Below are 26,395 nucleotides of genomic sequence, written 5' to 3' on the forward strand. Positions count from 1 at the left end.
GCGGGAACCGGATCGAGCCCGGGGCCTTCTCCCACGACGGATGATCCTGCCGCGCTTGCGTCCCGGTGCGCGCGGCCAATGACAAGGACGGTGGCCCGATGCGGCGCGCCCACAGCATGGATTTCGGGGCCGAGATGGTCGGGGGCGGCGTCCGCTTCGCCCTCTGGGCGCCCACCGCGCAGAGCGTCGAACTCGTCGTCGACGGCGTCGCTCACCCGCTGCCCGAATCCGGTGGCGGCTGGCGCCGCACCGCCCTGCCCGGCGTGAAGCCCGGCGCGCGCTACGGCTTCCGCATCGACGGCGACCTCATCGCCCCCGATCCCGCCTCCCGCTTTCAGCCCGACGACGTCTCGGGCCTGAGCGAGGTGGTCGATCCCCGCGCCTTCGCGTGGTCCGATGCGGGCTGGACCGGGCGGCCCTTCGCGGAGGCCGTGATCTACGAGTGCCACGTCGGCACCGCGACGCCGGAGGGCACCTATGCCGGCCTGCAGGCGCGGCTGCCGGACCTCAAGGCGCTGGGCGTCACCGCCATCGAGCTGCTGCCGCTCGCCGACTTCAAGGGCGCGCGCAACTGGGGCTACGACGGTGTCCAGCCCTACGCCCCCGACGGCGCCTACGGCCGCCCCGACGACCTCAAGCGCCTGATCGACGCCGCCCACGGGCTCGGCCTGATGGTCTATCTCGACGCGGTCTACAACCACTTCGGACCGGCCGGGAACTACCTCCACGCCTACGCCAAGACGTTCTTCACCGAGCGCCACCAGACCCCCTGGGGCGCGGGCATCAACTTCGACGGCAAGGAGAGCGGCGCCACGGTGCGGCAGTTCTTCATCCAGAACGCCCTGTACTGGCTGGAGGAATACCGGTTCGACGGCCTGCGCTTCGACGCCGTCCACGCGATCCTCGACGATTCGCCCCGCCACTTCCTGGCCGAGCTCGGCGAGACGGTCCGCAGGACGTTTCCGGACCGGCAGATCCACCTGATGCTGGAGAACGAGGCCAACCAGGCCCGCTGGCTGGAGCGGGACGCCGCCGGGCGCCCGAAGATGCACGACGCCCAGTGGGCCGACGACCTGCACCATTGCTGGCACGTCCTGCTGACGGGCGAGGATGCCGGCTACTATAAGAGCTTTGCCGACAAACCGGTCGCCCACCTCGCCCGCTGCCTCGCGGAGGGCTTCGCCTATCAGGGCGAGCCGTTTTCCACGCTCGACAACCATCCGCGGGGCGAGCCGTCCGCGCACCTGCCGCCCTCCGCCTTCGTGACCTTCCTCCAGAACCACGATCAGGTCGGCAACCGGGCGCTCGGCGAACGGCTCAATCACTTGGCCGACCCGAAGAAGCTGGACCTCGCCCGGGCCGGGTTCCTGCTGGCGCCGCAGATCCCGATGCTCTGGATGGGCGAGGAATGGTCGGCCTCCGCGCCGTTCCTGTTCTTCGTCGACTTCGCCCCGGACGATGAGCTGAACAAGGCGGTGCGCGACGGCCGCCGCCGGGAGTTCAAGAGCTTTGCGGCGTTTGCGGACGACACCTCGACGATCCCCGATCCTACGGAACGGGAGACGTTCGAGGCCTCGAAGCTCGACTGGTCCGAGCGGGAGCGCTCGCCCCACCGCGAGGTGCTGGCCGAGACGACGCGGCTCCTCGGGCTGCGCCGCGACGTGGTCGTGCCCCTGGCGAAATCCGGCTATGACGGTGCCGCCGCCACCCTGCCGCGGTCGGACGTGGTCGATTGCACGTGGCGCTTCGGGGCCGGCACCCTGCGCTTCGTCGCCAATGTCGGGGACGCCCCCTTCCCGGTGGATCCGGCAGGCGCCCGGGTGGTCTGGACCAACGCCCCGGACGGGGCCGGACGCGACCTGCCCGCCTGGACCGGCATCTTCCTGACGGAGCCCCGCTCGTGAGCGCCCTGGAACAGCTCGCCGACTTGGTCGGCGTCGCCGCCGGCTACACCGATGCCTTCGGCAAGCCCGTCGAGACGCCCCTGGAGGTCCGCCGCGGCCTGCTCGCGGCGCTCGGCTTCGCGGTCGATGACGAGGCGGCGGTGACCGAGAGCCTCGAACGGGTCGAGCGCCTGCGCCGCGGCCTGATCCCGCCGCTCCTGCCCGTGGAGGCCCGCCGCGCCGCACGCGTCCCGGTGCGGCTCGGGAACGGCGCGCCCCACACCCTGGTCTGGCGCCTCGTGGACGAGCGCGGCACCGCCCGCGAGGGGCGGGCCAACCCGCACGGGTCCGAGCCGGGCTTCGAGCTGCCGCCGCTGACTCCGGGCTACCACCGCCTCACCGTGCAGGCCGGCCAGACCCGCACCGAATCCTGGGTGATCGCCGCGCCGCAGCGCTGCTGGCGCCCGCGCCCCTACACGGAGGAGGGCGCCTCCGACTGGGGCATGGCCGCCCAGCTGTACGGCCTGCGCTCGGCCACCAATATCGGCATCGGCACCTACGCGGATGCCGGTGAGGCCGCCCGCGAGGCGGCCTTGCGCGGGGCGGCGTTCCTGGGCTTGAGCCCGGTCCACGCCCTGTTCGGCTCCGATCGGACCAAGATCTCCCCCTACTCGCCCTCCTCGCGCCTGTTCCTCGAGACGCTGTTCATCGCCCCGCGCAGCCTGCCGGGGCTCGCCGGGTCCCGGGCCGAGGCGCTGCTGGACGCGCGCGCCGACGCAATCACCGCCCTGCGGGAGGCGGCGCTGGTCGACCACCAGGGCGTGCACGACGTGCTCGACCCGGTGCTGCGCGCCCTCTGGGCGGAGTCCGCCGCTCGGGCCGGCACCGATGCGGGCTTCGCGCGCTTCCGTCAGGACGGCGGCGAGGATCTCGAATCCCACGCCGTGTTCGAGGCGCTCTCCGAGCATTTCCGCCAGCAGGGCGCCCACTGGCTGGGCGACTGGCCGGAGGCGTTCCGTCGCGCGGGCACAGGGGCGGTGCGGGCCTTCGCGGCGGAGAACGCCGAGCGGGTCGGCTACCATGCGTGGCTGCAATACCTCGCCGACCGGCAGCTCGCCGAGGCCTCCGCGGCGGCGCTCGGCGCCGGGATGCGGGTCGGCCTCTACCGGGACCTCGCGGTCGGCGCCGACCGGGGCGGCTCCGAGATCTGGTCCCATCCGGAGCGCTTCGCCGACCGGGTGTCGATCGGCGCGCCGCCGGATCTCCTCGCCCCGAAGGGCCAGAACTGGGGCCTGCCGGCCTTCGACCCGCTGGCGATGGAGCGCGACGGGCTCGCGGCCTTCCGCGCCCTGGTCCAGGCCAACATGCGCCACGCCGGCGCGATCCGGATCGACCACGCCTTCCAGCTCGCCCGCCTGTTCCTGATCCCGCTGGGCGCGGGCGCCCAGGCCGGCGCCTACGTGGCCATGCCGTTCGAGCCGATGCTGGCGGTGCTGCGGCTGGAGAGCCACCGCAACAAGTGCCTCGTCATCGCGGAGGATCTCGGCACCGCTCCGGAGGGGTTTTCTGACGCGCTGATGCGGGCCGGGGTGCTGAGCTACCGGATCCTCGCCTTCGAGCGCGAGGCCGACGGCCGGTTCAAGCCGCCCTCGGCCTACCCGCGTGACGCCCTCACCGCCATCACCACCCACGACCTGCCGACCTTCGTCGGCTGGTGGCGCGGGGTCGACACCGACACCCGCCAGTCGCTCGGCCTCTACGACCAGGAGCGGGCCGAGGCGGAGCGGGGCGAGCGGGTCGTCGAGCGCCGCCGCCTCGCCGAGGCGCTGGCCGGGGAGCAGCTGCTCCCCTCCACCGAGCCGCCGGAGGCCGCGCCCTTCGAGGCGGCGGCCCGCTACCTCGCCCGGGCGCCCGCGATGCTCACCGCCGTCCAGTACGAGGACGTGGTCTCGGAACTCGCCCAGGCCAACGTGCCGGGCTCGACGGAGGGCTACCCGAACTGGCGGCGCAAGCTCGACCGCGAGTTGACCGACATCGCCGCGCCCGGCGGCCCCCTCGCCAAGCTGGCGGCCTCCCTCTCCGCCGAGGCCCGGGGGCCCCGCTCGGGGGCCGCGCGGCTCGCCGCGCCGCCGCCGCGGTCGACTTACCGGCTGCAGTTCCACAAGGACTTCACCTTCGCGGATGCGGGCCGGATCGTCCCCTACCTGCACCGGCTCGGGATCAGCCACGTCTACGCCTCGCCCCTCCAGACGGCGCGGCCCGGCTCGACCCACGGCTACGACATCGTCGACCACGGCGCGATCAACCCGGAACTCGGCGGCGAGGACGGCTTCATCCGGCTCTCCGAGACGCTCCACGCCCACGGGCTGAAGCTGCTGCTCGACATCGTCCCGAACCACATGGGCGTCGGCGGGTCCGACAACCCGTGGTGGCTCTCGGTCCTGGAATGGGGCTCCCTGTCGCCCTTCGCCGACGCCTTCGACATCGACTGGCAGCGGCTCGGGGCCGGGCGCAACCTCGTGATCCCGTTCCTCGGCGACCGCTACGGCGAGGCCCTGGAGAAGGGCACCCTGGAGCTGAGGTTCGACCCCGACAAGGGTGCCTTCAGCGTCTGGCACTACGAGCACCAGCTGCCGATCCGGCCGCTCAGCTACCCGACGATCCTGAACCGGGTGATCGCCGCCATCGGGGCCGTGGACGACGACACCACCGCGGAGCTGCTCGCCATCTCCGAGCGCCTGCGGGCCATGGCGATCGACACCGACGAGACTCGCCGCCAGGGCTTCCCCGAGGAGGCCGAGGGACTGAAGCGCCGGCTCGCCGAGATCTACGGCGTGTCGCCGCTGATCCAGGAGGCCACCGCCAGCACGCTGGCGCTGCTCAACGGCTTCAAGGGCCGCCCGGACAGCTTCGGGCCCCTGCACCGGCTGCTGGAGTCGCAGGCCTACCGGCTGGCCCATTGGCGGGTGGCATCGAGCGACATCAACTACCGCCGCTTCTTCGACGTGAACTCCCTGGCGGGGTTGCGGGTCGAGCTGTCCGACATCTTCCACCGCTCGCACGAGACCGTGTTCCGGCTCGTCCGCGAGGGCCGGATCGACGGTTTGCGCATCGACCACATCGACGGGCTCGCCGACCCGCTGGGCTACGCGCGGGCGCTCCAGGCCGCCGTGGGACCGGGCTTCTACGTGGTGGTGGAAAAGATCCTCGAGCCGGGCGAGCGGCTGCGGCCCTGGCCGGTGGCCGGGACCACGGGCTACGACGTGCTCAACCAGCTCGACGGGATCCTGGTCGACAAGACCCGGCGGGGGAAGGTCGAGCGCCTCTACACCTGGGCCACGGGCTTCGACGAGCCCTACGGCTTCCAGCTCCGCGCCGCCAAGGCCGAGATCCTGGAGATCAGCTTCGCCAGCGAGCTGGAGGTGCTGACCACCGACCTCAAGGAGGTCGCCGATGCCGACCGGCGCACCCGCGACTTCACCGTCAACGCCCTGCGCCGAGCGCTGATCGAGATCATCGCGCGCTTTCCGACCTATCGGAGCTACCTGCCGCCGGAGCTAGAGGAGGGGGATGTCGAGCCCGAAGACGTGCGCCTGATCGAGGGGGCGGTCGCCAAGGCCAAGCGCTGGTCGAGCCTGCCGGACCGCTCGGTCCACGACTTCGCCGCCGAGGTGCTGCTCGGGCGGATCGAGACCACGGGACCGGGCCGGCCGGATCCGCGGGTGGCCTTGCGCTTCCGCCGCCGGTTCCAGCAGCTCACCGGCCCGGTCATGGCCAAGAGCCTGGAGGACACGCTGTTCTATCGCTACGCGTGCCTCCTCGGCCTCAACGAGGTCGGCGGCGATCCGGGCGAGTACGGGATCGACGCGGAGCATTTCCACGACCTCCAGATCGCCCGCGCCCGGGACTGGCCGAGCGCCATGATCACCACGGCGACCCACGACACCAAGCGGGGCGAGGATGCCCGCACCCGGCTGCTCGCCCTCTCGGAGATCCCGGAGGAATGGGCGAAGGCCTGGGACCTGTGGCAGCGCACCGCCGGCCCGCACCTCGCCCGGATCGACGGCGAGCCGGCCCCCGATGCCAACGACCAGTGGATGTTCTTCCAAGCGATCCTGGGCGCCTGGCCCCTGGAGCTGCTGGATCAGGACGAGGCCGGAATCGTCGCGGAGTTCCGGGATCGGCTCATCGCCTATGGCGAGAAGGCCATGCGCGAGGGCAAGCGCCGGTCGAGCTGGGTCAATGTCGATGCGGTCTACGAGGGCGCGGTCCGGAAGCTGTTCACGGCGCTGATCGCGCCCGGCTCGGATTTCCTGAGCGCACTCCGGCCCTTCGCCCGGCGGCTCGCCCATCTCGGCATGCTGGCGAGCCTCGGCCGCACGGTCCTGAAATGCACCCTGCCGGGGCTGCCTGACACCTACCAGGGGACGGAGGTCTGGGACTTCTCCTTCGTCGATCCCGACAACCGCCGCCCGGTGGACTACCCGGCGCTTGAGCGGATACTGGAAGAGGGCGGCGCGCCGGCGGAGCTGCTGGCGCACTGGACGGACGGGCGGGTGAAGCAGGCGACCCTCACGCGGCTGCTCGCCGAGCGGGCCGCGCGTCCGGACTTCTACGCCAGCGCCGCCTACGAGCCCGTGGCGGCCACCGGCACCCGGGCCGACCACGTGATCGCCTACCGGCGGACCGATCCCGGCCAGGAGGGCGGAGACCTGTTCGTGGCGGTGCCGCGGCTGGTGGCGGGCTTCGTCGGGGAGGCGGTCTGGTCGGGCGAGGCCTTCGCGGGCACCCGGGTGGATCTCGGGGCGGGGACCCGCTGGCGGGACCTCGCCTCGGGGCGGGTCATCGAAGGGCAGGGGGCGGGCGAAGGGGTCGATCTCGGCACCCTCCTGCGCGACCTGCCCTACGCGGTGCTGCGGCGGGACTCTTGAGCCCTCCGTCATCGCGCGCGAAGCGCAGCGACCCAGGGCAGCTCGACTGGGTGAGCGTGGCGTTGCCTGGATTGCTGCGCTCCGCTCGCGAAGACGGCGACGCGTCCGGACATGTCGAGCGGAAGCGGCCGAAGGGCTTCTCCGCAGCCTTGTCATGCAACTCTGCTGAGACACGTCGGACCGGATCGCGCGGCACACCCGCGCGGTTCGGACGTTACGACACAGGGAACGGGAGCCGAGAGGCAGCATGAACGCACCGACCAAAGCCGCTGCGACGTCAGGGGCCGAAGCCGTCCTGCCGGCCGCCCTGGCCCCCAGGGCCGAGGGGCCGCGGATCTACAACCTGTTCCCCCTCCTGGTCGGGCGCGTGTCGGACTGGACCGCCGAGCTGCCGCGGATCGCGGGTCTCGGCTTCGACTGGATCTACCTCAACCCGTTCCATCAGACCGGCGGCTCGAAGAGCCTCTACGCGGTGGCCGACCCGGAGCGCCTCGACGAGCGCTTCCGCGATCCTGACGGCACGGCGGACGACGCGCAGATCGAGCGCTTCTGCGCCGCCGCCGAGGCGGCCGGCCTGTCGGTGATGACCGACCTCGTCATCAATCACACCGCCGACAACGCACGGCTGGCCATCGAGCGGCCCGACCTGTTCCTGAAGGAGCCCGACGGCTCGATCATGCACCCGGCCGCCGTCGATCCGGACGATCCGTCGATCCGCACGGTCTGGGGCGACCTGGCCGAACTCGACTACCATACGCCGGCGGCCCGGGACGAGCTGACCCGGATCTGGGGCGCCTACGTCGCCCGGCTCCAGGGTCTCGGCGTGGCGGGCTTCCGCTGCGACGCGGCCTACAAGGTGCCGCCGGAGACCTGGCGCGTTCTGATCGGGGAGGCCAAGGCCCGCGATCCCGCCTGCCTGTTCGCCGCAGAGACCCTCGGCTGCACCTTCGAGGAGGCGCGGGCCACGGCGGGCGCCGGCTTCGACTACCTGTTCAACTCCTTCGCGTGGTGGGACCTGAAGAAGCCCTGGGCGCTGGAGCAGTACGAGCGCCTGCGGGTGCTGGCGCCCTCCATCGCCTTCCCGGAAAACCACGACATGACGCGGCTCGCCGCCGGGATCGGCGGCGGCCCCGAGGCGGTGGCGGCCCATCTGCGCACCCGCTACGCGCTCGCCGCCTTCTTCTCGGCCGGCGTGCTGATGCCGATCGGCTACGAATGGGGCTACCGCCGGGCGCTGCACGTGGTCGACACCACCCCGCGCGACCGCGAGAACGACACCGGCCTCGACATCTCCGGCTCGATCCGGGCGATCAACGCCCTGCGGGCAGAGCTGCCGGCCGCCAATGTCGAGGGCGCGCAGATGCGCCTCTCGTCCCCCGACAGCGACCTGGTGGCGCTCGCCCGCTTCGACACCGGCCATCCGGCCTCGGCGCGGCACGCGCTGATCGTGCTCTACAACCCCACCGACCGGCCGGTGCCGGTGGAGGCCGGGACGCTCATCGCGCGGACCGGCGGCATGCTCGGCGCCTTCGTCGACCGGACCCCGGAGGCCGAGCCGATCGCCTTCCATCCCGGCAGCGCCATCGACCTGCGCCCCGGGGAATTGCGCATCCTGGCGGCCGGCGCCCAGCAGGTCGCCCGGCAGCCGGCGCGCGGCACGCCCGACGGCACCGGACGGGTGGTGATCGAGGCCGTGGCGCCTGAGATCGACGGCGGCCGCTCGCCGGTGAAGCGGATCGTCGGCGAGTCCCTGCGGGTCGAGGCCGACATCTTCTCCGACGGCCACGAAATCATCGACGCCGCGATCCTGTCGCGGGTCGTCGGCACCGAGGCGTCTGGAGGCGAGACTTGGCGCGAGGACCCGATGGTCTTCGTCGACAACGACCGCTGGGCCGGGCAATTCCCCCTGGAGCGGAACGCCCGCTACGAGTTCACCCTGATCGCGTGGCGCGATGCCTTCTCGTCCTGGGTGCGCGACACCCTGAAGAAGCGCGCCGCCGGCGTCGATGTCCGCCTGGAGACGATCGAGGGCGTGGCTTTGGTCGAGACCGCTGCGTCCCTCGCCCGCACCCGCGGCGGCCGTGACGCGGAGCGCCTCGCCGCCCTGGTGGCGGCGCTCGCCGCCGAGGAGACGGGCTCGGCCGCCCAGCTCGACCGGATCCTCGAGCCCGAGGCGTCCCGCCTCGTGCGCCGGAACGCCGAGCGGGTGAACCTGACCCGCTATCCCGTGACCCTGCCGGTGATCGCCGACCGTCTCGCGGCCCGGTTCTCGGCCTGGTACGAGATCTTCCCGCGCTCGCAGTCGATGGACGTCAACCGCCACGGCACCTTCGACGACGTCATCCGGCGCCTGCCCGAGATCCGCGAACTCGGCTTCGACGTCCTCTACTTCACGCCGATCCACCCCGTGGGCCGCACCAACCGCAAGGGCAAGAACAACACCCTCACGGCCCAGCCCGGCGATGTCGGCTCGGTCTACGCGGTGGGCGCGGCGGAGGGCGGCCACGAGGCCGTGCATCCCGACCTCGGCACGCTGGCCGATTTCGAGCGGCTGGTGGCGGCGAGCCACGCCTACGGCATGGAGATCGCCCTCGACTTCGCGATCCAGTGCTCGCCGGACCACCCCTGGATCAAGGACCACCCGGAATGGTTCGAGTGGCGCCCGGACGGCACGCTGAAATTCGCCGAGAACCCCCCGAAGAAGTACGAGGACATCTCGAACGTCCACTTCTACGGCGGCGCCCTGCCCGGGCTCTGGATCGAGCTGCGCGACATCCTCCTCGGCTGGTGCGCCCGCGGCGTGCGCATCTTCCGGGTCGACAACCCGCACACCAAGCCGATCCCGTTCTGGGAATGGGTGATCGGCGAGGTCAACGGCCAGTATCCGGACGCGATCTTCCTCGCCGAGGCCTTCACCCGGCCGAAGATGATGAAGAAGCTCGCCAAGGCCGGCTACCAGCAGAGCTACACCTACTTCACGTGGCGCAACACCAAGCAGGAGCTGACCGACTACGCCCTGGAGCTGGCCGGCGAGATGGGCGAGTACTACCGCCCAAACTTCTTCGCGAACACGCCCGACATCAACCCGTACTTCCTGCAGACCAGCGGACGCGCCGGCTTCGTGATCCGCGGCACGCTCGCCGCGACCCTGTCGTCGGTTTACGGCATCTACAACGGCTTCGAACTGTGCGAGGCCGCGCCGTATCCCGGCAAGGAGGAGTACCTCAACTCGGAAAAATACGAGCTGAAGGCCTGGGACTACGACCGGCCGGGCAACATCCGCGAGCACATCGTCAAGCTCAACCGGATCCGGCGCGAGAATCCCGCCCTCTGGGATTTCCGCAACGTCGTCTTCACCGGGGCCTTCAACGACCAGATCATCGCCTACGCCAAGGCGACGCCGGAGCGCGACAACTGCGTCTTCACCATGGTCAACCTCGACCCGAAGAACCGCCAGGAATGCACCTACGAGGTGCCGCTCTGGCTGTTCGGCCTGCCCGACGACGGCGCCGTCGAGGTCGAGGACCTGCTCCAGGGCTACACGTTCGAGTTGCGCGGCAAGACCCACCGCATCGCCCTCGATCCGGCCGAGCGATCCTGCGTCATCTGGCGCCTCCGGGCGCCGCGGCGGGTTGCGGGCTGAGGCCGCCCATGGCACCTGACCGTGGCACCTGACCCCGGCGGCGGGCCTCCCCGTCACCGACCATTGCACCCGCGCGGCGGTCGTCCGCCCGCTCCCGGCCGGCTCCCGCCGCCGGTCCCGTCAGATTCGACCGATGAGGCAGCGACGCGATGATCGATCGCAGCGACCCGCAATGGTACCGTGACGCCATCATCTACCAGATTCACGTCAAGTCGTTCTTCGACGCGAACAACGACGGGATCGGCGATTTCGAGGGGCTGACCCAGCGCCTCGACTACGTCCGCGACCTCGGCGTCACGGCGATCTGGCTGATGCCGTTCTACCCCTCGCCGCTGCGCGACGACGGCTACGACATCGCCGATTACGAGGGCATCAACCCGTCCTACGGGACCATGGAGGACTTCAAGGCCTTCGTGGCGGCGGCGCACGAGCGCGGCCTGCGGGTGATCACCGAGCTTGTGATCAACCACACCTCGGACCAGCACCCCTGGTTCCAGGCCGCCCGGGAGGCGCCCCCCGGCTCGCCCGAGCGCGACTTCTACGTCTGGTCGGACACCGACGAGCCGTACCGGGACACGCGGATCATCTTCCTCGACACCGAGGCGTCGAACTGGACCTGGGACCCGGTCGCCAAGCAGTATTTCTGGCACCGGTTCTACAGCCACCAGCCGGACCTGAACTTCGACAACCCGAAGGTGCTGGAAGCGGTCATCGCGACCATGCGCTACTGGCTCGACATGGGCGTCGACGGGCTGCGGCTCGACGCGATCCCCTACCTGATCGAGCGCGACGGCACGAATTGCGAGAACCTCGCCGAGACGCACGACGTGATCAAGAAGATCCGGGCGGCGCTGGATGTCAGCTACCCCGACCGGATGCTGCTCGCCGAGGCCAACCAGTGGCCGGAGGAGACCGCGCAGTATTTCGGCGACGGCGACGAGTGCCACATGGCGTTCCACTTCCCGCTGATGCCGCGGATGTACATGGCGATCGCCCGGGAGGACCGGCACCCGATCACCGACATCATGCGCCAGACCCCGGAGATCCCCGAGGGCTGCCAATGGGCGATCTTCCTGCGCAACCACGACGAGCTGACCCTCGAAATGGTCACCGCCGAGGAGCGTGACTATCTCTGGTCGTTCTACGCCGCCGAGCGGCGCGCCCGGATCAACCTCGGCATCCGCCGCCGCCTCGCGCCGCTGCTGGAGAACGACCGGCGCAAGATCGAATTGATGAAGTCCCTCGTCCTGTCGATGCCCGGCACGCCGGTGCTCTATTACGGCGACGAGATCGGCATGGGCGACAACATCTACCTCGGCGACCGCGACGGCGTGCGCACGCCGATGCAGTGGAGCCCTGACCGCAACGGCGGCTTCTCCCGGGCGAACCCGCAGCGGCTGTTCCTGCCGGCGATCCAGGACCCGATCTACGGCTTCGACGCGATCAACGTCGAGGCGCAGACCCAGGCCCAGACGAGCCTGCTGAACTGGACGCGGCGCATGATCGCGATCCGCAACAACAGCGTCGCGCTGGGGCGCGGCACGATCCAGTTCCTCTATCCCAGCAACCGCAAGGTCCTGGCCTGGATCCGCGAGCACGAGGACGAGCGGATCCTGTGCGTGGCGAACCTCTCGCGCGCGCCCCAGGCGGTGCAGCTCGACCTGTCGGAGCTGCGGACCGCGGTACCGATCGAACTCACCGGCGGCACCGAATTCCCGCCGATCGGCGATCTGCCCTACCTGCTGACCCTGCCGTCCTACGGCTTCTACTGGTTCAGCTTGAGCGCCGCGCGCTCCGGGGTGGTCGGCCCGCAGCAGGAGCCGCCGGAGCTGTTCACCCTGGTGCTCACCGGCGGCATCGAGAGCCTGATGTCGGGCCGCGAGCGCGTCGCCTTCGAGCGCACGGTGGTGCCGCCGTTCCTGACCAGCCGGCGCTGGTTCGGCGCCAAGGGCTCGCGGATCAAGGCCACGAAGGTCATCGACTGCGCCGCCCTGACGGATGTCGACGGGAGCGCGCGCTTCCTGCTGCCGCGGCTGCAGGTGCAGCTCGCCAGCGGCGAGAGCCACGAGTACTTCATGCCGGTCGGCGTCGAGGAGGGCCGCGAGGACGAGACGCTGATGCCCTTCGCGGTGGCGCGGGTCCGCCGCGGCCCGCGGACCGGGCTGCTCTACGGGGCGGCGGGCTCCAACGACTTCGCCGCCTGCCTGATCGACGACATGCGCCAGGGCCGGGAGATCCCCACGGAGAGCGGCCGCCTCGTCTTCGCCGTCACCTCGGCCTTCGACCCGGAGGTCACGGTCGACGTGGCCGATATCCGGCGGCTCTCGGCGGAGCAGAGCAACACCTCGATCGCCATCGGCTCGAAGATGATGCTCAAGCTGCTGCGCCGCCTGCAGCCGGGGCTTCATCCCGAGATCGAGGTCGGGCGCTTCCTCACCGAGCAGGCGGGCTTCTCCAACACCCCCGCGCTGCTCGGCACGCTGGAACACGTCGCCGAGGACGGGACCCGGACGGCCCTCGCGGTCCTTCAAAGATTCGTCGTGAACCAGGGCGACGCCTGGACGCTGATGCTGGAGGGCCTGCGCCGGGACTTCGAGACCGTCGTGCTCACCCCCGAGAGCGAGGCCGCCAGCCCCGAGGAGGCGTTCCAGGCCCACCGGCCCTGGGCGGACCTTATCGGGCGGCGCACCGCCGAGCTGCACGCGGCGCTGGCCATCGAGACCGACGATCCGGCCTTCACGGCCGAGCCGTTCACCGGGGACGATCTCGCGGTGCTGGCGCGCGACGCCCGCCATCAGGCCGAGCGCGCCTTCCGGGCGCTCAAGGGCTTGGCCGACCGGGGCCTCGACGCCGGCAAGCCGGCCTGCGCGGAACTCGGCCAGCGCCGGAGCGAGGTCGAGGCCCTGATCGCCGCGCTCACCGCCGAGCCGGTCCGGGGCGCCCACAGGACGCGCATCCACGGCGACTACCACCTGGGACAGGTGCTGGTCGCCGAGAACGACCTGATCATCGTCGACTTCGAGGGCGAGCCCTCGCGTCCGGCCGATGAGCGCCGGGCCAAGTCGATGCCGCTGCGGGACGTGGCCGGGCTGATGCGCTCCTTCGCGTACGGCGCCGAGACGGTGATCCGGGAGATCACCGCCCGGTTCGCCGATTCCGAGGGGCGGGCGCGGGACGCCGCCACGGCGTGGCGCGGCATGATCGAGGCGGCGTTCCTCGCCGGCTACGAGTCCGCGGTCGCGGGCTCGCGCGCCGCGGTGACTGACCCGGATTCGCGGGCTCGGCTGCTGCGCCTCTGCCTGCTGACCAAGGCCCTGTACGAGGTCGACTACGAGGCCAACAACCGGCCGGACTGGATCGAAATCCCCGCCCGTGGGGTTCTCACCATTCTGGACACGGACGGACACGAGCCCGGAGCATCGGAATGACGGCGATCGACGAGACCTTCGCAACGCGGGTCGACCCGGAATCGGCGACGGCGCGGACCGCGGATGTCCCGGGCTCCGGCACCGCCCCGGCGGCGCCGAGCGTCCACCCGGACGCGATCGCCGCGCTGATGGCCGCCAATCACGGCGATCCGTTCTCGGTGCTCGGCCCCCACCGGGTCGGTCCCCAGGCCTGGGAGGTCCGCGCCGTTCTGCCCGAGGCGCGGACCGCCGCCCTGGTGATGGACGGCCGCACCGTGCCCTTCGAGAAACGCCATCCGGACGGGTTCTACGTCGCCCGGGTCGAGGGGGAACACCGGCCGCTCTACGAGATCGAGGTCGAGGCCTGGGACGGGACGAAGCGCCGCCGCTACGACCCCTACGGCTTCGGCTCCTCGATCGAGCAGTACGACGTCGCGACCCTGCGCGAGGTCGGCACCAACCTCGTCTACCGGATGCTCGGCGCCCAGTCGGGGCAGCTCGACGGCATCGACGGCTTCCGCTTCGCGGTCTGGGCTCCGAATGCCCGCAAGGTCAGCGTCGTCGGCGACTTCAACGACTGGGACGGGCGGCGCCATCCGATGCGCCTCTGGCAGGACGGCGGCATCTGGGAGCTGTTCGTGCCCGGCCTCAAGGCCGGCGTCCGCTACAAGTTCGAGATCCGCGGCCCGGACGGGTCCCTGATCCCCCTCAAGGCCGACCCGGTCGCCTTCGCGGCCCAGCACCCGCCGGAGACCGCCTCGGTCACCCACGGATCGGGCGAGTTCGACTGGCACGATGCCGGCTGGATGGGCACCCGGGGCGCGAAGGACCCGCGCCACGCGGCGATCTCGGTCTACGAGGTCCATCTCGGCTCCTGGGCGCGGGTGCCCGAGGAGGGCAACCGCTTCCTGACCTACCGGGAACTCGCCGAGCGGCTGATCCCCTACGTCAAGGATCTGGGCTTCACCCATATCGAGATGCTGCCGATCACCGAGTTCCCGTTCGACGGGTCCTGGGGCTATCAGCCGGTCTCGCTGTTCGCGCCGACGAGCCGCTTCGGCACGCCGGAGGAGTTCGCCGCCTTCGTGGACGCCGCCCACGAGGCCGGCATCGGCGTGCTGCTCGACTGGGTGCCGGGGCACTTCCCCCTGGACGCCCACGGGCTCGGCCAGTTCGACGGGACGCATCTCTACGAGCATGCCGACCCGCGCCAGGGCTTCCACCAGGATTGGGGCACCTATATCTACAATTTCGGGCGGACCGAGGTCGCGACGTTCCTGGCCGCCAACGCCCGGTTCTGGCTGGAGCACTACCACCTCGACGGCCTGCGCGTGGATGCCGTCGCGTCGATGCTCTACCTCGACTATTCCCGCCGCCAGGGCGAGTGGATCCCGAACCGCTACGGCGGCAACGAGAACCTCGACGCCATCGACTTCCTGCGCAGGACCAACGAGGCGACCTACAGCCACGCCCCGGGGACGATCACGGTGGCGGAGGAATCGACCTCGTGGCCGGGCGTCTCGCACCCGACCTATACGGGCGGCCTGGGCTTCGGCTTCAAGTGGAACATGGGCTGGATGCACGACACCCTGCATTTCATGCAGGAAGATCCGATCCATCGCCGCTACCACCACCACAACCTGACCTTCGGGCTGCTCTACGCCTTCTCGGAGAATTTCATCCTGCCGCTCTCCCACGACGAGGTCGTGCACGGGAAGGGCTCGCTGCTCGGCAAGATGCCGGGCGACCGCTGGCAGAAATTCGCGAATCTCAGGGCCTATTACGGCTTCATGTGGGGGCATCCCGGCAAGAAGCTGCTGTTCATGGGCGGCGAGTTCGGCCAGGAGCGGGAGTGGAACCACGACAACAGCCTGGACTGGCACCTCCTGGACGATCCCCTGCACAAGGGCGTCCAGAGCGTGATCCGCGACCTGAACCGGCTCTACGTGTCGACCCCGGCCCTCTACAGCCGCGACGCGGAGCATACCGGCTTCCAGTGGCTGGTGGCGGACGATCAGGACAACAGCGTCATCGCCTGGGCGCGCAAGGGCGCCAAGCCCGGCGAGGTCGCCATCGTGGTGTCGAACTTCACGCCGGTGCCGCGCGAGGGCTACCGGATCGGCGTGCCGCAGGCGGGCTTCTACCGGGAGGCGTTCAACTCGGATGCCGGCGTCTACGGCGGCGCGAACCTGGGCAACCAGGGCGGGCGCCACACCGACGCGGAGGCGAGCCATGGCCAGGGGCAGAGCCTGTCGCTCACCCTGCCGCCGCTCGCCACGATGATCTTCCTGCTGGAGGGCTGAGCCGAGGTTCCCTCCCCCCTCTGCGGGGGAGGGTGTTTCGCGGAACCGTCTGTGAAGCAGCCCTGCGGGCTCGCCGGCGCCGACCGATTCCGTCGCCGTGACCGCACCGATCTGCGCGCATCGGGACAGGACCTGCGCGCCTTGAGACGAGGGCGCGCGCCGGTTCGCCGATAAGCCCTCTGCCGATCCGGCGGAGGACCTTCATGAAACTTGCGATTCCTACCCTCGCCTGCACGCTGCTGCTGGCGGTACCGACCATCGCGTCGGCGAATGCCGACGACGTCGCTTGGATCAAGCGCTGCATCGCCGACAATGCCGACGAGGGGCAGAGCGCCGACACGCTCGCCGTCTACTGCTCCTGCATGAACAACAAGATGTCGAGCGACGAGACGCTCTCGATCACCGCCTGGGAGAAACGGCATCCGGAGGAGCAGGAGGCCTGCTCGCGGAAGGCCCGGTGGCGGAGCCGCTGATCACCCGTTCGGAGGCCTCGGCCCGGCCGGCCGGGCCGACATGGCACCGCCGCCTGTCCCCGAGCCGGTTGTCCTGCGCGCTCCCAACTCATGGCCGCACATCCCCCGGCGCGCAGCCATAGGCGGCCCGGAAGCTCCGGAAGAAGGTCGAGAGACTGTCGAAGCCGCTCGCATACGCGGCCTCGGTCACACTCGTCCGGGGCGCGGCCTCCAGGATGCGGCGGGCGCGGGCGACCCGTCGCATCCGCAGATGGCGGCCGAAGCTCGTGCCGGTCGGCTCGAACAGGATGTGCAGCTGCCGGATCGAGATGCCGAGCGCCGCCGCAACCTGCGCCGGCGACAGTCCGGGCTCGTGCAACCGGCGCTCGATCAGCGCATGGGCTCGGTCGAGCAATCCTGCCCGGATGGCCGCCCGCGCGGAGTCGGCCCGCGGCTCGCCGGCGCCCCGGGCGAGCAGGGCGAGGTGGAGGAGGGTGTCGATGGCGGCCTCCGCGACGGATCCGGTCAGGTGCGGGGCCTGGACGACGAAGGACTCCAGGTACGCGGCGAAGAGCGCCGACAACCCGGCTCCATTCTCGAGCAGCCGGAACGGGTGTGCGTCACCTCCCCGGACGAGCTGCGTGATCCGCGACGCGGGCAGCCGCACGATCCGGCAGGCAAACGAATCCTGCGGCGCCGGGACGCTCTCGTAGGACAGATCCAGCTGACCCATCATGATGGCACCGGCCGCGACCGGCATCTCGCGGCCGCCGGCCTTGAGCAGGCCACCGCCCGCAACCTGCTGGCAGATGCAGAAGGCGTCGCTTGGGGTGCGGGCGATGTCGGAAGGCGTGCGGCTGACCCGGTAGGCCGAGGCTGTCAGCTCAGCGATCGCTGTGTCGCCCAGGCGAAGGAGGGTATACGCCCCCTGGAAGCGCAGGCGTTTCTGGGGCTCGAGTTCGATACTGACGCCGAAGAGCTGCCGGGCGCGCTCCTCGCGCCACTGCACGAAGCGGTCGCGCGGGTGCAGCGATTCGGTCGACCACGTCAGCATGGCCCGACGATGCAGAGCCGCCGGGACCGGTCCACCGATTCGATCGGCGCCGCACAGGAAATGCGTCCTGCCTGCCGAGCCCTACGCCGCCCGCCAGCGCAGCGCCGTGCTGTTGCCGATCGCCCGGCCGTAGAGCCCGGCATAGTTGTCGGCCGCCTGGTCCCAGCCGAAGCGGGCCGCCATGGCCCGCCGCCGCATGGCGTTGAGGCGCTTCGTCTGGCCGAAGGCCTCCAGCGCCCTGCGAACCGCCGCCCCGAAGGACGCGGCCGAGGCCTCCCCGAAGGTGAAGCCCGTCACCCCGTCCTCGACCGTGTCGGCGAGGCCCCCGGTCCGCCGCACGATCGGCAGGGAGCCGAAGCGCTGCGCGTACATCTGGGCGAGGCCGCAGGGCTCGAAGCGCGAGGGCATCAGCAGGAAGTCGCTGCCCGCGAACATCCGCCGGGCCTGCGCCTCCTCGAAGCCGACATGCACACCGACCGCGTCGGGATGGCGCTTGGCGAGGCCCCGGAGCGCCTGCTCGAACCGGCCCTCGCCCTGGCCGATCACCACGAGCTGGCCGCCCCCGGCCACGATCGCCTCGGCGGCCTGCAGGCTGAGGTCGATGCCCTTCTGGTGGACGAGGCGCGACACGATGGCGAAGAGCGGCCCGCGGGAGACCGCGAGGCCGAACTGCCGGCGCACCGCCTCGGCGTTGGCGCGCTTGCCCTTCCAGTCGTCGATCTCGAAGCGGGTGGCGAGGTGCGGATCGGTGCTCGGGTCCCAGGTCTCGTCGATGCCGTTGAGGATGCCGGCGAGCCGGCCCTGGCCGGCGCGGGTGCGCAGCAGCCCGTCGAGGCCGCAGCCCAGCTCGGGGGTCTGGATCTCCCGGGCGTAGGTCTCGCTCACCGTGGTGACCTGCGAGGCGTAGAAGATGCCGGCCTTGAGGAAGGAGAGCTGCCCGTAGAACTCCGCGCCATCCATCTGGAAGGCCGAGTCCGGCACCCCGAGCCGGGGCAGGGCGTCCCGGGGGAACAGGCCCTGGTAGGCGAGGTTGTGGATCGTCAGCACGCTGGGCACCCGCCGGCCGCGCCAGGCAAGGTAGGCCGGGGCCAGGGCCGCCTGCCAGTCGTTGAGGTGCAGGAGGTCGGCCGACCAGTCGGGGTCGGCGCCCGCGGCGAGTTCGGCCGCCGCGAGGCTGAGGCGGGCGAAGCGCAGGTCGTTGTCACCGAAATCGCCGTGCTGGTCGCCGTAGGGCGTGCCGTCGCGCTCGTAGAGGTCGGGGCTCAGCAGGACGTAGATCCGCAGCCCGTCGACGGCCTCGACGAGGCCGAGGTCGCAGGCCGGGACCCCCGCGAAGCCCTCCAGGCGGCCTATGACCGGGATCTCGGGGAAGGCCGCGCGGACCTGCCGGTATCCGGGAATCAGGACGCGGATGTCGTAATGGGGCACGAGCGCCCGCGGCAGGGCGGCCGAGACCTCGCCGAGACCGCCGGTCTTCACGAAATCGGCCATCTCCGGCGTGGCGTAGAGGATGCGGCGGCGCAGCGAGGCGGGGCGGGCCGGCTGGTGGATCGTGCGGGCGCCGTCTCCTTCGCCGGATGACCACGCGGCGAAGGAACCACCACGGCACGTATCGAGCATCGGCATGGATCCTGGCCGGGCGGAATGCCCCGGTCTGGCAGACGATCGGGCAGGCACGGCTGTCACGATCTCAACCACGGCTAATACTCCTCCGCCGCGACGGTTCCGCTGCGACGCACAAAATAGGCCACCGTGAGAATTAAGCTTCACTTACCTATGTGGCATTGCAGCAAAAATTCGCGTCGGCCCGGCGGTTTTCGGCCGACCCGACGCCATTTCGCACCGGGATCACGCCGCCTGGAAGTTCAGGGGACAGGCCGGGGAGCGGATCGTGCCGCTGCGGCAGCGCGCCGCCCGAATCGGGTCCGGGCGCCCGAACCCGGCCGATGGAGTCGGCGCCCGCGTCCCTGCGCGCGTGACGATGGCGGCTTGCAAGCGACCGCGCGATGCAGCCGGAGGCCGGATCACGCCGCCCGGCCGGGACGGGATCGAGGCTGCGATCGGCCCCCGATCCGAATGCCCCGCGCGGACGCGCCGACGCGGTCCCGCTCACCAAGCGCGGCGCAGGATCACCCCCTCGGCGGGTCCCAGCGCCAGGGCGCGGCCGGCCGTCTCGCCCGCCCGCCCAGCGCGGGTCGAGAGCAGCACGGTCCAGCCGCCCTCGGGAAGCGGCAGATCCTGCGGAGCCGCACCGAAGTTCAGGACCACGCGCAGGACGGCCTCGTCGGCGAACCGCTCGTAGGCGAACACCTCCGCGATCCCGAGCGGCACCGCCCGGTAGCCGCCGACCGCGAGGGCCGCGTGGTCGCGGCGCAGGGCGAGCAGCCGCCGGTGCAGGGTGAGCATCGAGGCCGGGTCCGAGCGCTGGCCCTCGACGTTGCAGGTCGCCCAGTCCTGCGCCAGCGGCAGCCACGGCTCGGCCGTGGAGAAGCCGGCCTGGGGGCTCTCGTCCCACTGCATCGGCGTGCGCTCCGGGTCGCGGCCGTGGCCGGGCTCGCTGTGCTCCCAGGGATCGCGGGCGCGCCCCGGCGGGATCGGCACGTGGCCGAGGCCGATCTCGTCGCCGTAATAGAGGGTCGGGGTCCCCCGCAGGGTCAGGAGCAGCATCGCGGCGATGCGGGCCTGATCGGCGCCGACCCGGGCGGCGATGCGCGGCTGGTCGTGGTTGCCCAGCACCCAGTTCGGCCAGCCGCCCTCGGGCAGGGCCGCCTCGTAATCGGCCACGAGCTCGGCCACCGCATCCGCCCGCCACGGGGTCTGGATCAGCTGGAAATTGAACGGCAGGTCGGCCCCGGTGAGGTCCGGTCCGTAATAGGCGACCAGCCGCTCCACCGGCAGGTAGATCTCGCCGATCAGCACCCGCTCGCCGTACGGGCGCAGCACCGCCCGCATCCCGGCGATCACGTCGAAGATCTCCGGCCGGTCGGCGGAGTAGACCTGGGTGAAGCGGTTGATCTCGGGCGAGCCCGGCGCGTAGTCGGGATTGGCCGGGTTGTCGCGGAACCCCCCATCCTTCATCAGGTGCCAGATCACGTCGACCCGGAACCCGTCGACCCCGCGCTCCAGCCAGAAGCGGAGCACGTCGTGCATGGCGTCCCGCACGGCGGGGTTGCGCCAGTTCAGGTCCGGCTGCTCCTTCAGGAACGCGTGGTAATAGTACTGGCCGGTGGTCTCGTCGCGCGTCCACGCCGGGCCGCCGAAATTCGACAGCCAATTGTTGGGCGGCCCGCCGTCGGGGGCGGGATCGCGCCAGATGTACCAGTCCCGCTTCGGGCTCGTGCGCGACGACCGGCTCTCCGTGAACCACGGATGCGCGATCGAGGAATGGTTGGGCACGAAGTCGAGGATCACCTTCAGCCGGCGCCGGTGGGCCTCGGCGATCAGGGCGTCGAAGTCGGCCAGCGTGCCGAACAGCGGATCGATCCCGCAGTAATCGGCCACGTCGTAGCCGAAATCCGCCATCGGCGAGGGATAGACCGGCGAGATCCACACGGCATCGACCCCGAGCCAGGCGAGGTAGTCGAGGCGCGCCGTGATGCCCGGAAGGTCGCCGACCCCGTCGCCGTTCGTGTCCTGAAAGGAGCGGGGATAGACTTGGTAGACGGTCCCGCGCTTCCACCAGACGGTGTCGGTCATGCTGCGCCCCTCGCGTTTACGGCCCGGGATAACCGCAGAGCGGCGCGCTGGCGACCGGCGGCGGATGCGCGCAGTGCAGCGGAGCCGCGCACGGGTGTGCCTGGAATGTCACGTTCCCGCGCCATATCTCAGCCGATGTGCCCATGTGGTCCGCCGGAGCGGCGCTGCCACGACTTCGCCAGACACCGGCCGCACCCTCGGATGCTTCGGGGCACGGATCGCCCGTCCGTTCATGCGGCGGCAATCCATCAAAAGAGATAATCCGCCCACGATACCCCCGGCGCTAGAATCCGGGGCGACGACTTTGGGGGACCCGCACGTGTTGAACGATGTTCTGACCCGGCCAGTGCCACAAGATGTCGCGCGCGACGAGCGCGCTCCCGAGGCTCCGGCCACGGCCCCCTGGACCGCCCCGGCGTTGTCCGGAAGCGGCGACGCCGTGGTGGACCTGCGGGAATCGATCCGCGCCAAGCTCACCTTCGCGCTGGGCCGCACGCCCGAGACCGCCCGCCCGCGCGACTGGTTCGCCGCGACCGCGCTGGCCCTGCGCGAGCGGATCGTGGCGGCCTGCATGGCGTCCGAGCGCAGCGTCCCGAACAAGCGCGTCTACTACCTGTCGCTGGAATTCCTGATCGGCCGGCTGATGTCGGACGCGATGAACAACCTCGGCCTGACCGAGACCACCCGCGCCGCCCTGCGGGAACTCGGGGTCGACCTCGACGCCGTGCAGGAGGCCGAGCCCGACGCGGCCCTGGGCAATGGCGGCCTCGGGCGGCTCGCCGCCTGCTTCATGGAGAGCATGGCCAGCATCGGCATCCCGGCCATGGGCTACGGGATCCGCTACGACCACGGCCTGTTCCGCCAGTCCTTCGAGGACGGCTGGCAGCGCGAGGCGCCGGAGACGTGGCTCGCCGAGGGCAACCCCTGGGAATTCGCCCGGCCCGAGGCGACCTACGCCATCGGCTTCGGCGGGACCGTCACCATGTCCTCCGCGGAGGCGGGGGTGATCCGCCGGCACTGGCAGCCGGCCGAGACCGTGCGGGCGGTGGCCCACGACGTGCCGGTGGTCGGCTGGCGGGGGCGCCACGTCAACGCCCTGCGCCTGTGGAAGGCCGAGGCCGGCGAACCCGTGGACCTGGCCCGATTCAACGGCGGCGACCATGTCGGCGCGGTGGCGGCGCGGATGCGCGCCGAGGCGATCTCCCGCGTGCTCTATCCGAGCGATTCCTCGGCCGAGGGGCAGGAGCTGCGCCTGCGCCAGGAATACTTCTTCACGGCGGCGTCGATCCAGGATCTCGTCGCCCGGCACGTGGCCGAGCGCGGCGACGTCCGGTCCCTGCCGGACCACGCCGCGATCCAGCTCAACGACACGCACCCGGCCATCGCGGTGCCGGAGCTGATGCGCCTCCTCCTCGACGGGTACGGCCTGTCCTGGGAGGATGCGTGGCACGTCACCACCAACACGCTGCACTACACCAACCACACCCTCCTGCCCGAGGCCCTGGAGACCTGGCCGGTGGCGCTGATGGAGCGGCTGCTGCCGCGCCACATGCAGATCATCTACCTGATCAACTGGATGCACCTGGAGGAGCAGGCCAAGCACGGCCGGCAGGGGCCGGCGGATTCCGCCGCCTACCTCGCCTCGATCTCGCTGATCGACGAGTCGAACGGCCGCCGGGTGCGGATGGGGCACCTCGCCTTCCACGGCGCGCGCCGGGTCAACGGCGTCTCGGCGCTGCACACCGACCTGATGCGCTCCACGGTCTTCTCCGACCTGCACGCGCTGGATCCGGACAAGATCGTCAACAAGACCAACGGCATCACCTTCCGCCGCTGGTTCCACAACGCCAATCCGGGCCTCACCCGGCTCGCCGTCGAGACGGTGGGCGCGGGCGTGCTCGACGATCCCGAGCTGCTCCGGGGCCTGGAGGCCCATGCCGAGGATCCGGCCTTCGTGACGCGCTACGCGTCCGTGCGCCGGGAGCGCAAGGCGGCCCTGGCGGCGATCATCGCCGAGCGCACCGGCATCGACGTCGATCCAGCCGCGCTGTTCGACGTCCAGGTCAAGCGCATCCACGAGTACAAGCGCCAGCTCCTCAACGTGATCGAGACCGTGGCGCTCTATCAGGCGATCAAGGCCGAGCCGCACCGGGACTGGACGCCCCGGGTGAAGATCTTCGCCGGCAAGGCGGCGCCGAGCTACGTCCAGGCCAAGCTGATCATCAAGCTCGCCTGCGACGTCGCCAAGGCGGTGAACGACGATCCCGAGGTCGCGGACCGGCTGAAGGTGGTGTTCCTCCCGAACTATTCGGTGAGCCTCGCCGAATCGATCATCCCGGCCGCCGACCTGTCGGAGCAGATCTCCACCGCCGGCATGGAGGCGTCGGGCACCGGCAACATGAAGTTCGCCCTCAACGGCGCGCTCACGGTGGGCACCCTCGACGGCGCCAACATCGAGATCCGCGACCATGTCGGGGCGGACAACATCTTCATCTTCGGCCTGGAGGCCGACGGCGTCCGCGCCCGGCAGGCCGAGCCGGACTACGCGGCTCGGGCGATCCAGGCCTCGCCGCGGCTGGCCGCCGCCCTCGACATGATCGCCTCGGGACGGTTCTCGCCGGAGGAGCCCGGCCGGTTCCGGCCGCTCACCGACGACCTGCGCCGGCGCGACCAGTACCTGCTCACCGCCGACTTCGACGATTACTGGCGGGTGCAGCGCGCCATCGACGCCGCGTGGCGCGACCCGCGCGGCTGGTGGGCGAAGGCGATCCGCAACACCGCCCGCATGGCGTGGTTCTCCTCCGACCGGGCGATGCGCGAATATGCCGCGGAGATCTGGCGGGTCCGGCTGGGCTGAGCCCGGTCGTCCGGCTTCGCGAGCCCCACGCGGGGGTGGGGCCGGTTCTCAGGCGGCGCGAACGCCGACCAGGAAGCGGCCCACCTCCGCGGAGAGCCGCTCGGACTGGCGCGACAGGGCGGTGGCGGCCGTGAGCACGTGATCGGCCGCCACCCCGGTCCGCTCCGAGGCCTCGGCCACCCCGGCGATGGTCCCGGTCACCTCCGTGGCGCCCCGGTTCGCCTGCGCGATGGTGCGCACGATCTCCTGCGTCGCCGCGCCCTGATCCTCCACGGCCGACGCGATCGCGACCGCGACCCCGTTGATCGCACGGATCCGCGCGCCGATCGTGCCGATCGCGCCGACCGCGGCGCCGGTCACGCCCTGGATCCGGCCGATCTGCGCGGCGATCCCGTCGGTCGCCCGGGCGGTCTTCTCGGCGAGGTCCTTCACCTCCCCCGCCACCACGGCGAAGCCGCGGCCGGCCTCGCCGGCGCGGGCCGCCTCGATGGCGGCGTTCAGCGCCAGCAGGTGGGTCTGACCGGCTATGGACGAGATCAGCCGCACCACGTCGCCGATCTCTGAGGCCGCGGCCTGCAGGTCCGAGACGAGGCCGGCGGTCTGGTCGGCCTCGCCGACCGCCTGCTGGGCGAGGTCGGACGAGCCGCTCGCCTGGCGGCCGATCGCCCGGATGGCGCTGCCGAGCCGCTCGGTCGAGGCCGCGACGGCGTTGATGTCGACGGCGGCCGCCTCCGCGGCCGACGCCACCGCGCCGGACTGGCTGGCCGTCTCCCGGGCGGTATCGGTCATCTGGTGGGCGGTGCCCTCGAGTTCGTTCGCCGAGGTCGAGACGCGGTCCACGATCTTGGCCACCGCCTCCTCGAAGGTCCGGGCCAGGTCCATCATGGCGTCCTTGCGCACCCGGGCGGCTTCGGCCTCCGCGCGGTGCTTGCGCGCGGCTTCCGCGGCGGCGGTGCGGGCCACCATGGACCGGATCGCCTCCACCGCCCGGCCGACCATCCCGATCTCGTCGCCCCGCTGCGCCTCCGCGATCGTGGCCTCGGTATCGCCCCGCGCCATGCGCTGCAGCACGGCGACGAGGCGGTGGAGGGGGCGCGTAACGCCGAGCACCACGATCGCTACCGACAGGCCCAGGGCGGCGAGCAGGCCCGCCAGGGCGGAGCCGATCAGCACCATCCGGGCCTGCCCGGTCTCCCGCCGGGTCGCGGCCTTCGCCTCGCCGAGACGGGCCGCCGCCAGCGCCTCGTATTCCTGGGCCGCCCTGTCGAACCGGACCCGGATGTCGCGCGCTTCGACGAGGCCGACCTGGATCGCCGCGGGCCGATCGTTCCGGAGGGCGAGGTCGTTGGAGCGGTCGAGCCGATCGAAGTAGTCCCGGGCCATCTTGCCGATGGTGCGCTGGATGTCCTGGACCTCCTGTCGCCGCGAGCCCGCAGCCAGCGTCTCGATGCCGTCGGCCACCGCCTTCACGGATTCGTCGTAGCGACTGCGATAGAGGGGGAGATCACTCTCCGGCTGGCCGATGATGATGTTGCGGTTCATGAGCGCGGCGTTGAGAAACCTCTCCCGGACCTGCGCAAATTTTTCCAGCCGAACGAAATAATAATCGACCAGATAATCGTTTCTCTGCTCCATCAGGTCGAAGGCAGATATCGAATAATAAACCAGTACCGCGCTGACCAGCATCATGATCGAGATCGGCGTCGACATCTTCACCGACAACCTCATGTTTCTGAGAAGAAACATCAGCGATCGCCCCCGATTGGAATCGAAAGGCGGTCTAACACGTCGGTTTTGCGTGGATCCACTCTCGGACGGATGAATTTTTACCCAGAAGATCTCGATTGATCTTCGCGACGCGGCGGATTTCCGGATCGACGCGGCGCGTCCGGCAGGCATACGGCGCGCGGATGCCGGTCACCGGGATCCGCAGGGCACGGTGCGGGACGCGCGGCTGCGTGCGGGGAAGGCGCCGACGGCGTCCCCGCCTCCGGATCGCGGCCCGTGCCGCCCGGCTGCCGGATCCTGACCTTCCGGCTCCGGCGCCGGAGGCGTGCGGTTGGCGGCGTGCCGCCCTCCGCCCCGTGCGGGCTGGACTCACGCCCCCCGGAGACGCCTGAGCCKCAGCGCGACGCGGCGCAGGTCGCGCCGGAGCCGGTGGCGCAGGCG

The 26,395-nt window shown here is 71.1% G+C and carries 11 protein-coding genes; 7 read left to right on the plus strand and 4 right to left on the minus strand.

What is annotated here, in order from left to right; all coding sequences use genetic code 11:
* Positions 1–98: 98 nt before the first annotated feature.
* The 6 genes from treZ to ACXJKQ_RS15840 all read left to right on the plus strand — a co-directional run bounded on the left by treZ (position 99) and on the right by ACXJKQ_RS15840 (position 16,640).
* On the plus strand, positions 99–1,904 hold the full coding sequence (treZ, locus tag ACXJKQ_RS15815; RefSeq protein WP_457106680.1) for a malto-oligosyltrehalose trehalohydrolase: 1,806 nt from the start codon (positions 99–101) through the stop codon (positions 1,902–1,904).
* Entirely contained in the window at positions 1,901–6,814 is a 4,914-nt protein-coding gene (locus tag ACXJKQ_RS15820; protein ID WP_457106681.1) for a malto-oligosyltrehalose synthase, read from the plus strand. The genes treZ and ACXJKQ_RS15820 overlap by 4 nt, the downstream gene beginning before the upstream one ends.
* Positions 6,815–7,061: 247 nt before the next feature.
* Positions 7,062–10,457 carry a maltotransferase domain-containing protein gene (locus ACXJKQ_RS15825; RefSeq protein ID WP_457106682.1) on the plus strand — a complete coding sequence of 1,132 codons (3,396 nt, stop codon included), beginning with the start codon at positions 7,062–7,064 and terminating at the stop codon, positions 10,455–10,457.
* 149 nt (positions 10,458–10,606) lie between these two features.
* Positions 10,607–13,885 (plus strand): maltose alpha-D-glucosyltransferase, encoded by a 3,279-nt coding sequence (gene treS, locus ACXJKQ_RS15830; protein ID WP_457106683.1) that lies wholly within the window; start codon positions 10,607–10,609, stop codon positions 13,883–13,885.
* Positions 13,882–16,167 (plus strand): 1,4-alpha-glucan branching protein GlgB, encoded by a 2,286-nt coding sequence (glgB, locus tag ACXJKQ_RS15835; protein ID WP_457106684.1) that lies wholly within the window; start codon positions 13,882–13,884, stop codon positions 16,165–16,167. The genes treS and glgB overlap by 4 nt, the downstream gene beginning before the upstream one ends.
* 203 nt (positions 16,168–16,370) lie before the next feature.
* Positions 16,371–16,640, plus strand: a complete 270-nt coding sequence (locus tag ACXJKQ_RS15840) for a hypothetical protein (RefSeq protein ID WP_457106685.1) — start codon at positions 16,371–16,373, stop codon at positions 16,638–16,640.
* Positions 16,641–16,728: 88 nt separating this feature from the next.
* Here the strand turns inward: ACXJKQ_RS15840 and ACXJKQ_RS15845 are convergent, their stop codons facing one another.
* The 3 genes from ACXJKQ_RS15845 to ACXJKQ_RS15855 form a co-directional block, all read right to left on the minus strand.
* Positions 16,729–17,673, minus strand: a complete 945-nt coding sequence (locus tag ACXJKQ_RS15845; RefSeq protein WP_457106686.1) for a helix-turn-helix domain-containing protein — start codon at positions 17,671–17,673, stop codon at positions 16,729–16,731.
* Between the two features lie 81 nt (positions 17,674–17,754).
* Complete coding sequence (gene glgA / locus ACXJKQ_RS15850; protein WP_457106687.1) at positions 17,755–19,293, minus strand: glycogen synthase GlgA; 1,539 nt, start codon at positions 19,291–19,293, stop codon at positions 17,755–17,757.
* Positions 19,294–19,782: 489 nt separating this feature from the next.
* On the minus strand, positions 19,783–21,369 hold the full coding sequence (locus ACXJKQ_RS15855; protein WP_457106688.1) for an alpha-amylase family glycosyl hydrolase: 1,587 nt from the start codon (positions 21,367–21,369) through the stop codon (positions 19,783–19,785).
* Between the two features lie 319 nt (positions 21,370–21,688).
* Here ACXJKQ_RS15855 and ACXJKQ_RS15860 point away from each other — a divergent pair, with 319 nt between their 5' ends.
* Entirely contained in the window at positions 21,689–24,226 is a 2,538-nt protein-coding gene (locus ACXJKQ_RS15860) for a glycogen/starch/alpha-glucan phosphorylase (protein WP_457106689.1), read from the plus strand.
* 48 nt (positions 24,227–24,274) lie between these two features.
* Here the strand turns inward: ACXJKQ_RS15860 and ACXJKQ_RS15865 are convergent, their stop codons facing one another.
* Positions 24,275–25,972, minus strand: coding sequence for a methyl-accepting chemotaxis protein (locus tag ACXJKQ_RS15865; protein WP_457106690.1), 1,698 nt, complete (start codon positions 25,970–25,972; stop codon positions 24,275–24,277).
* Positions 25,973–26,395: the final 423 nt, after the last annotated feature.

It is taken from the genome of Methylobacterium sp. P5_C11, assembly GCF_054049775.1.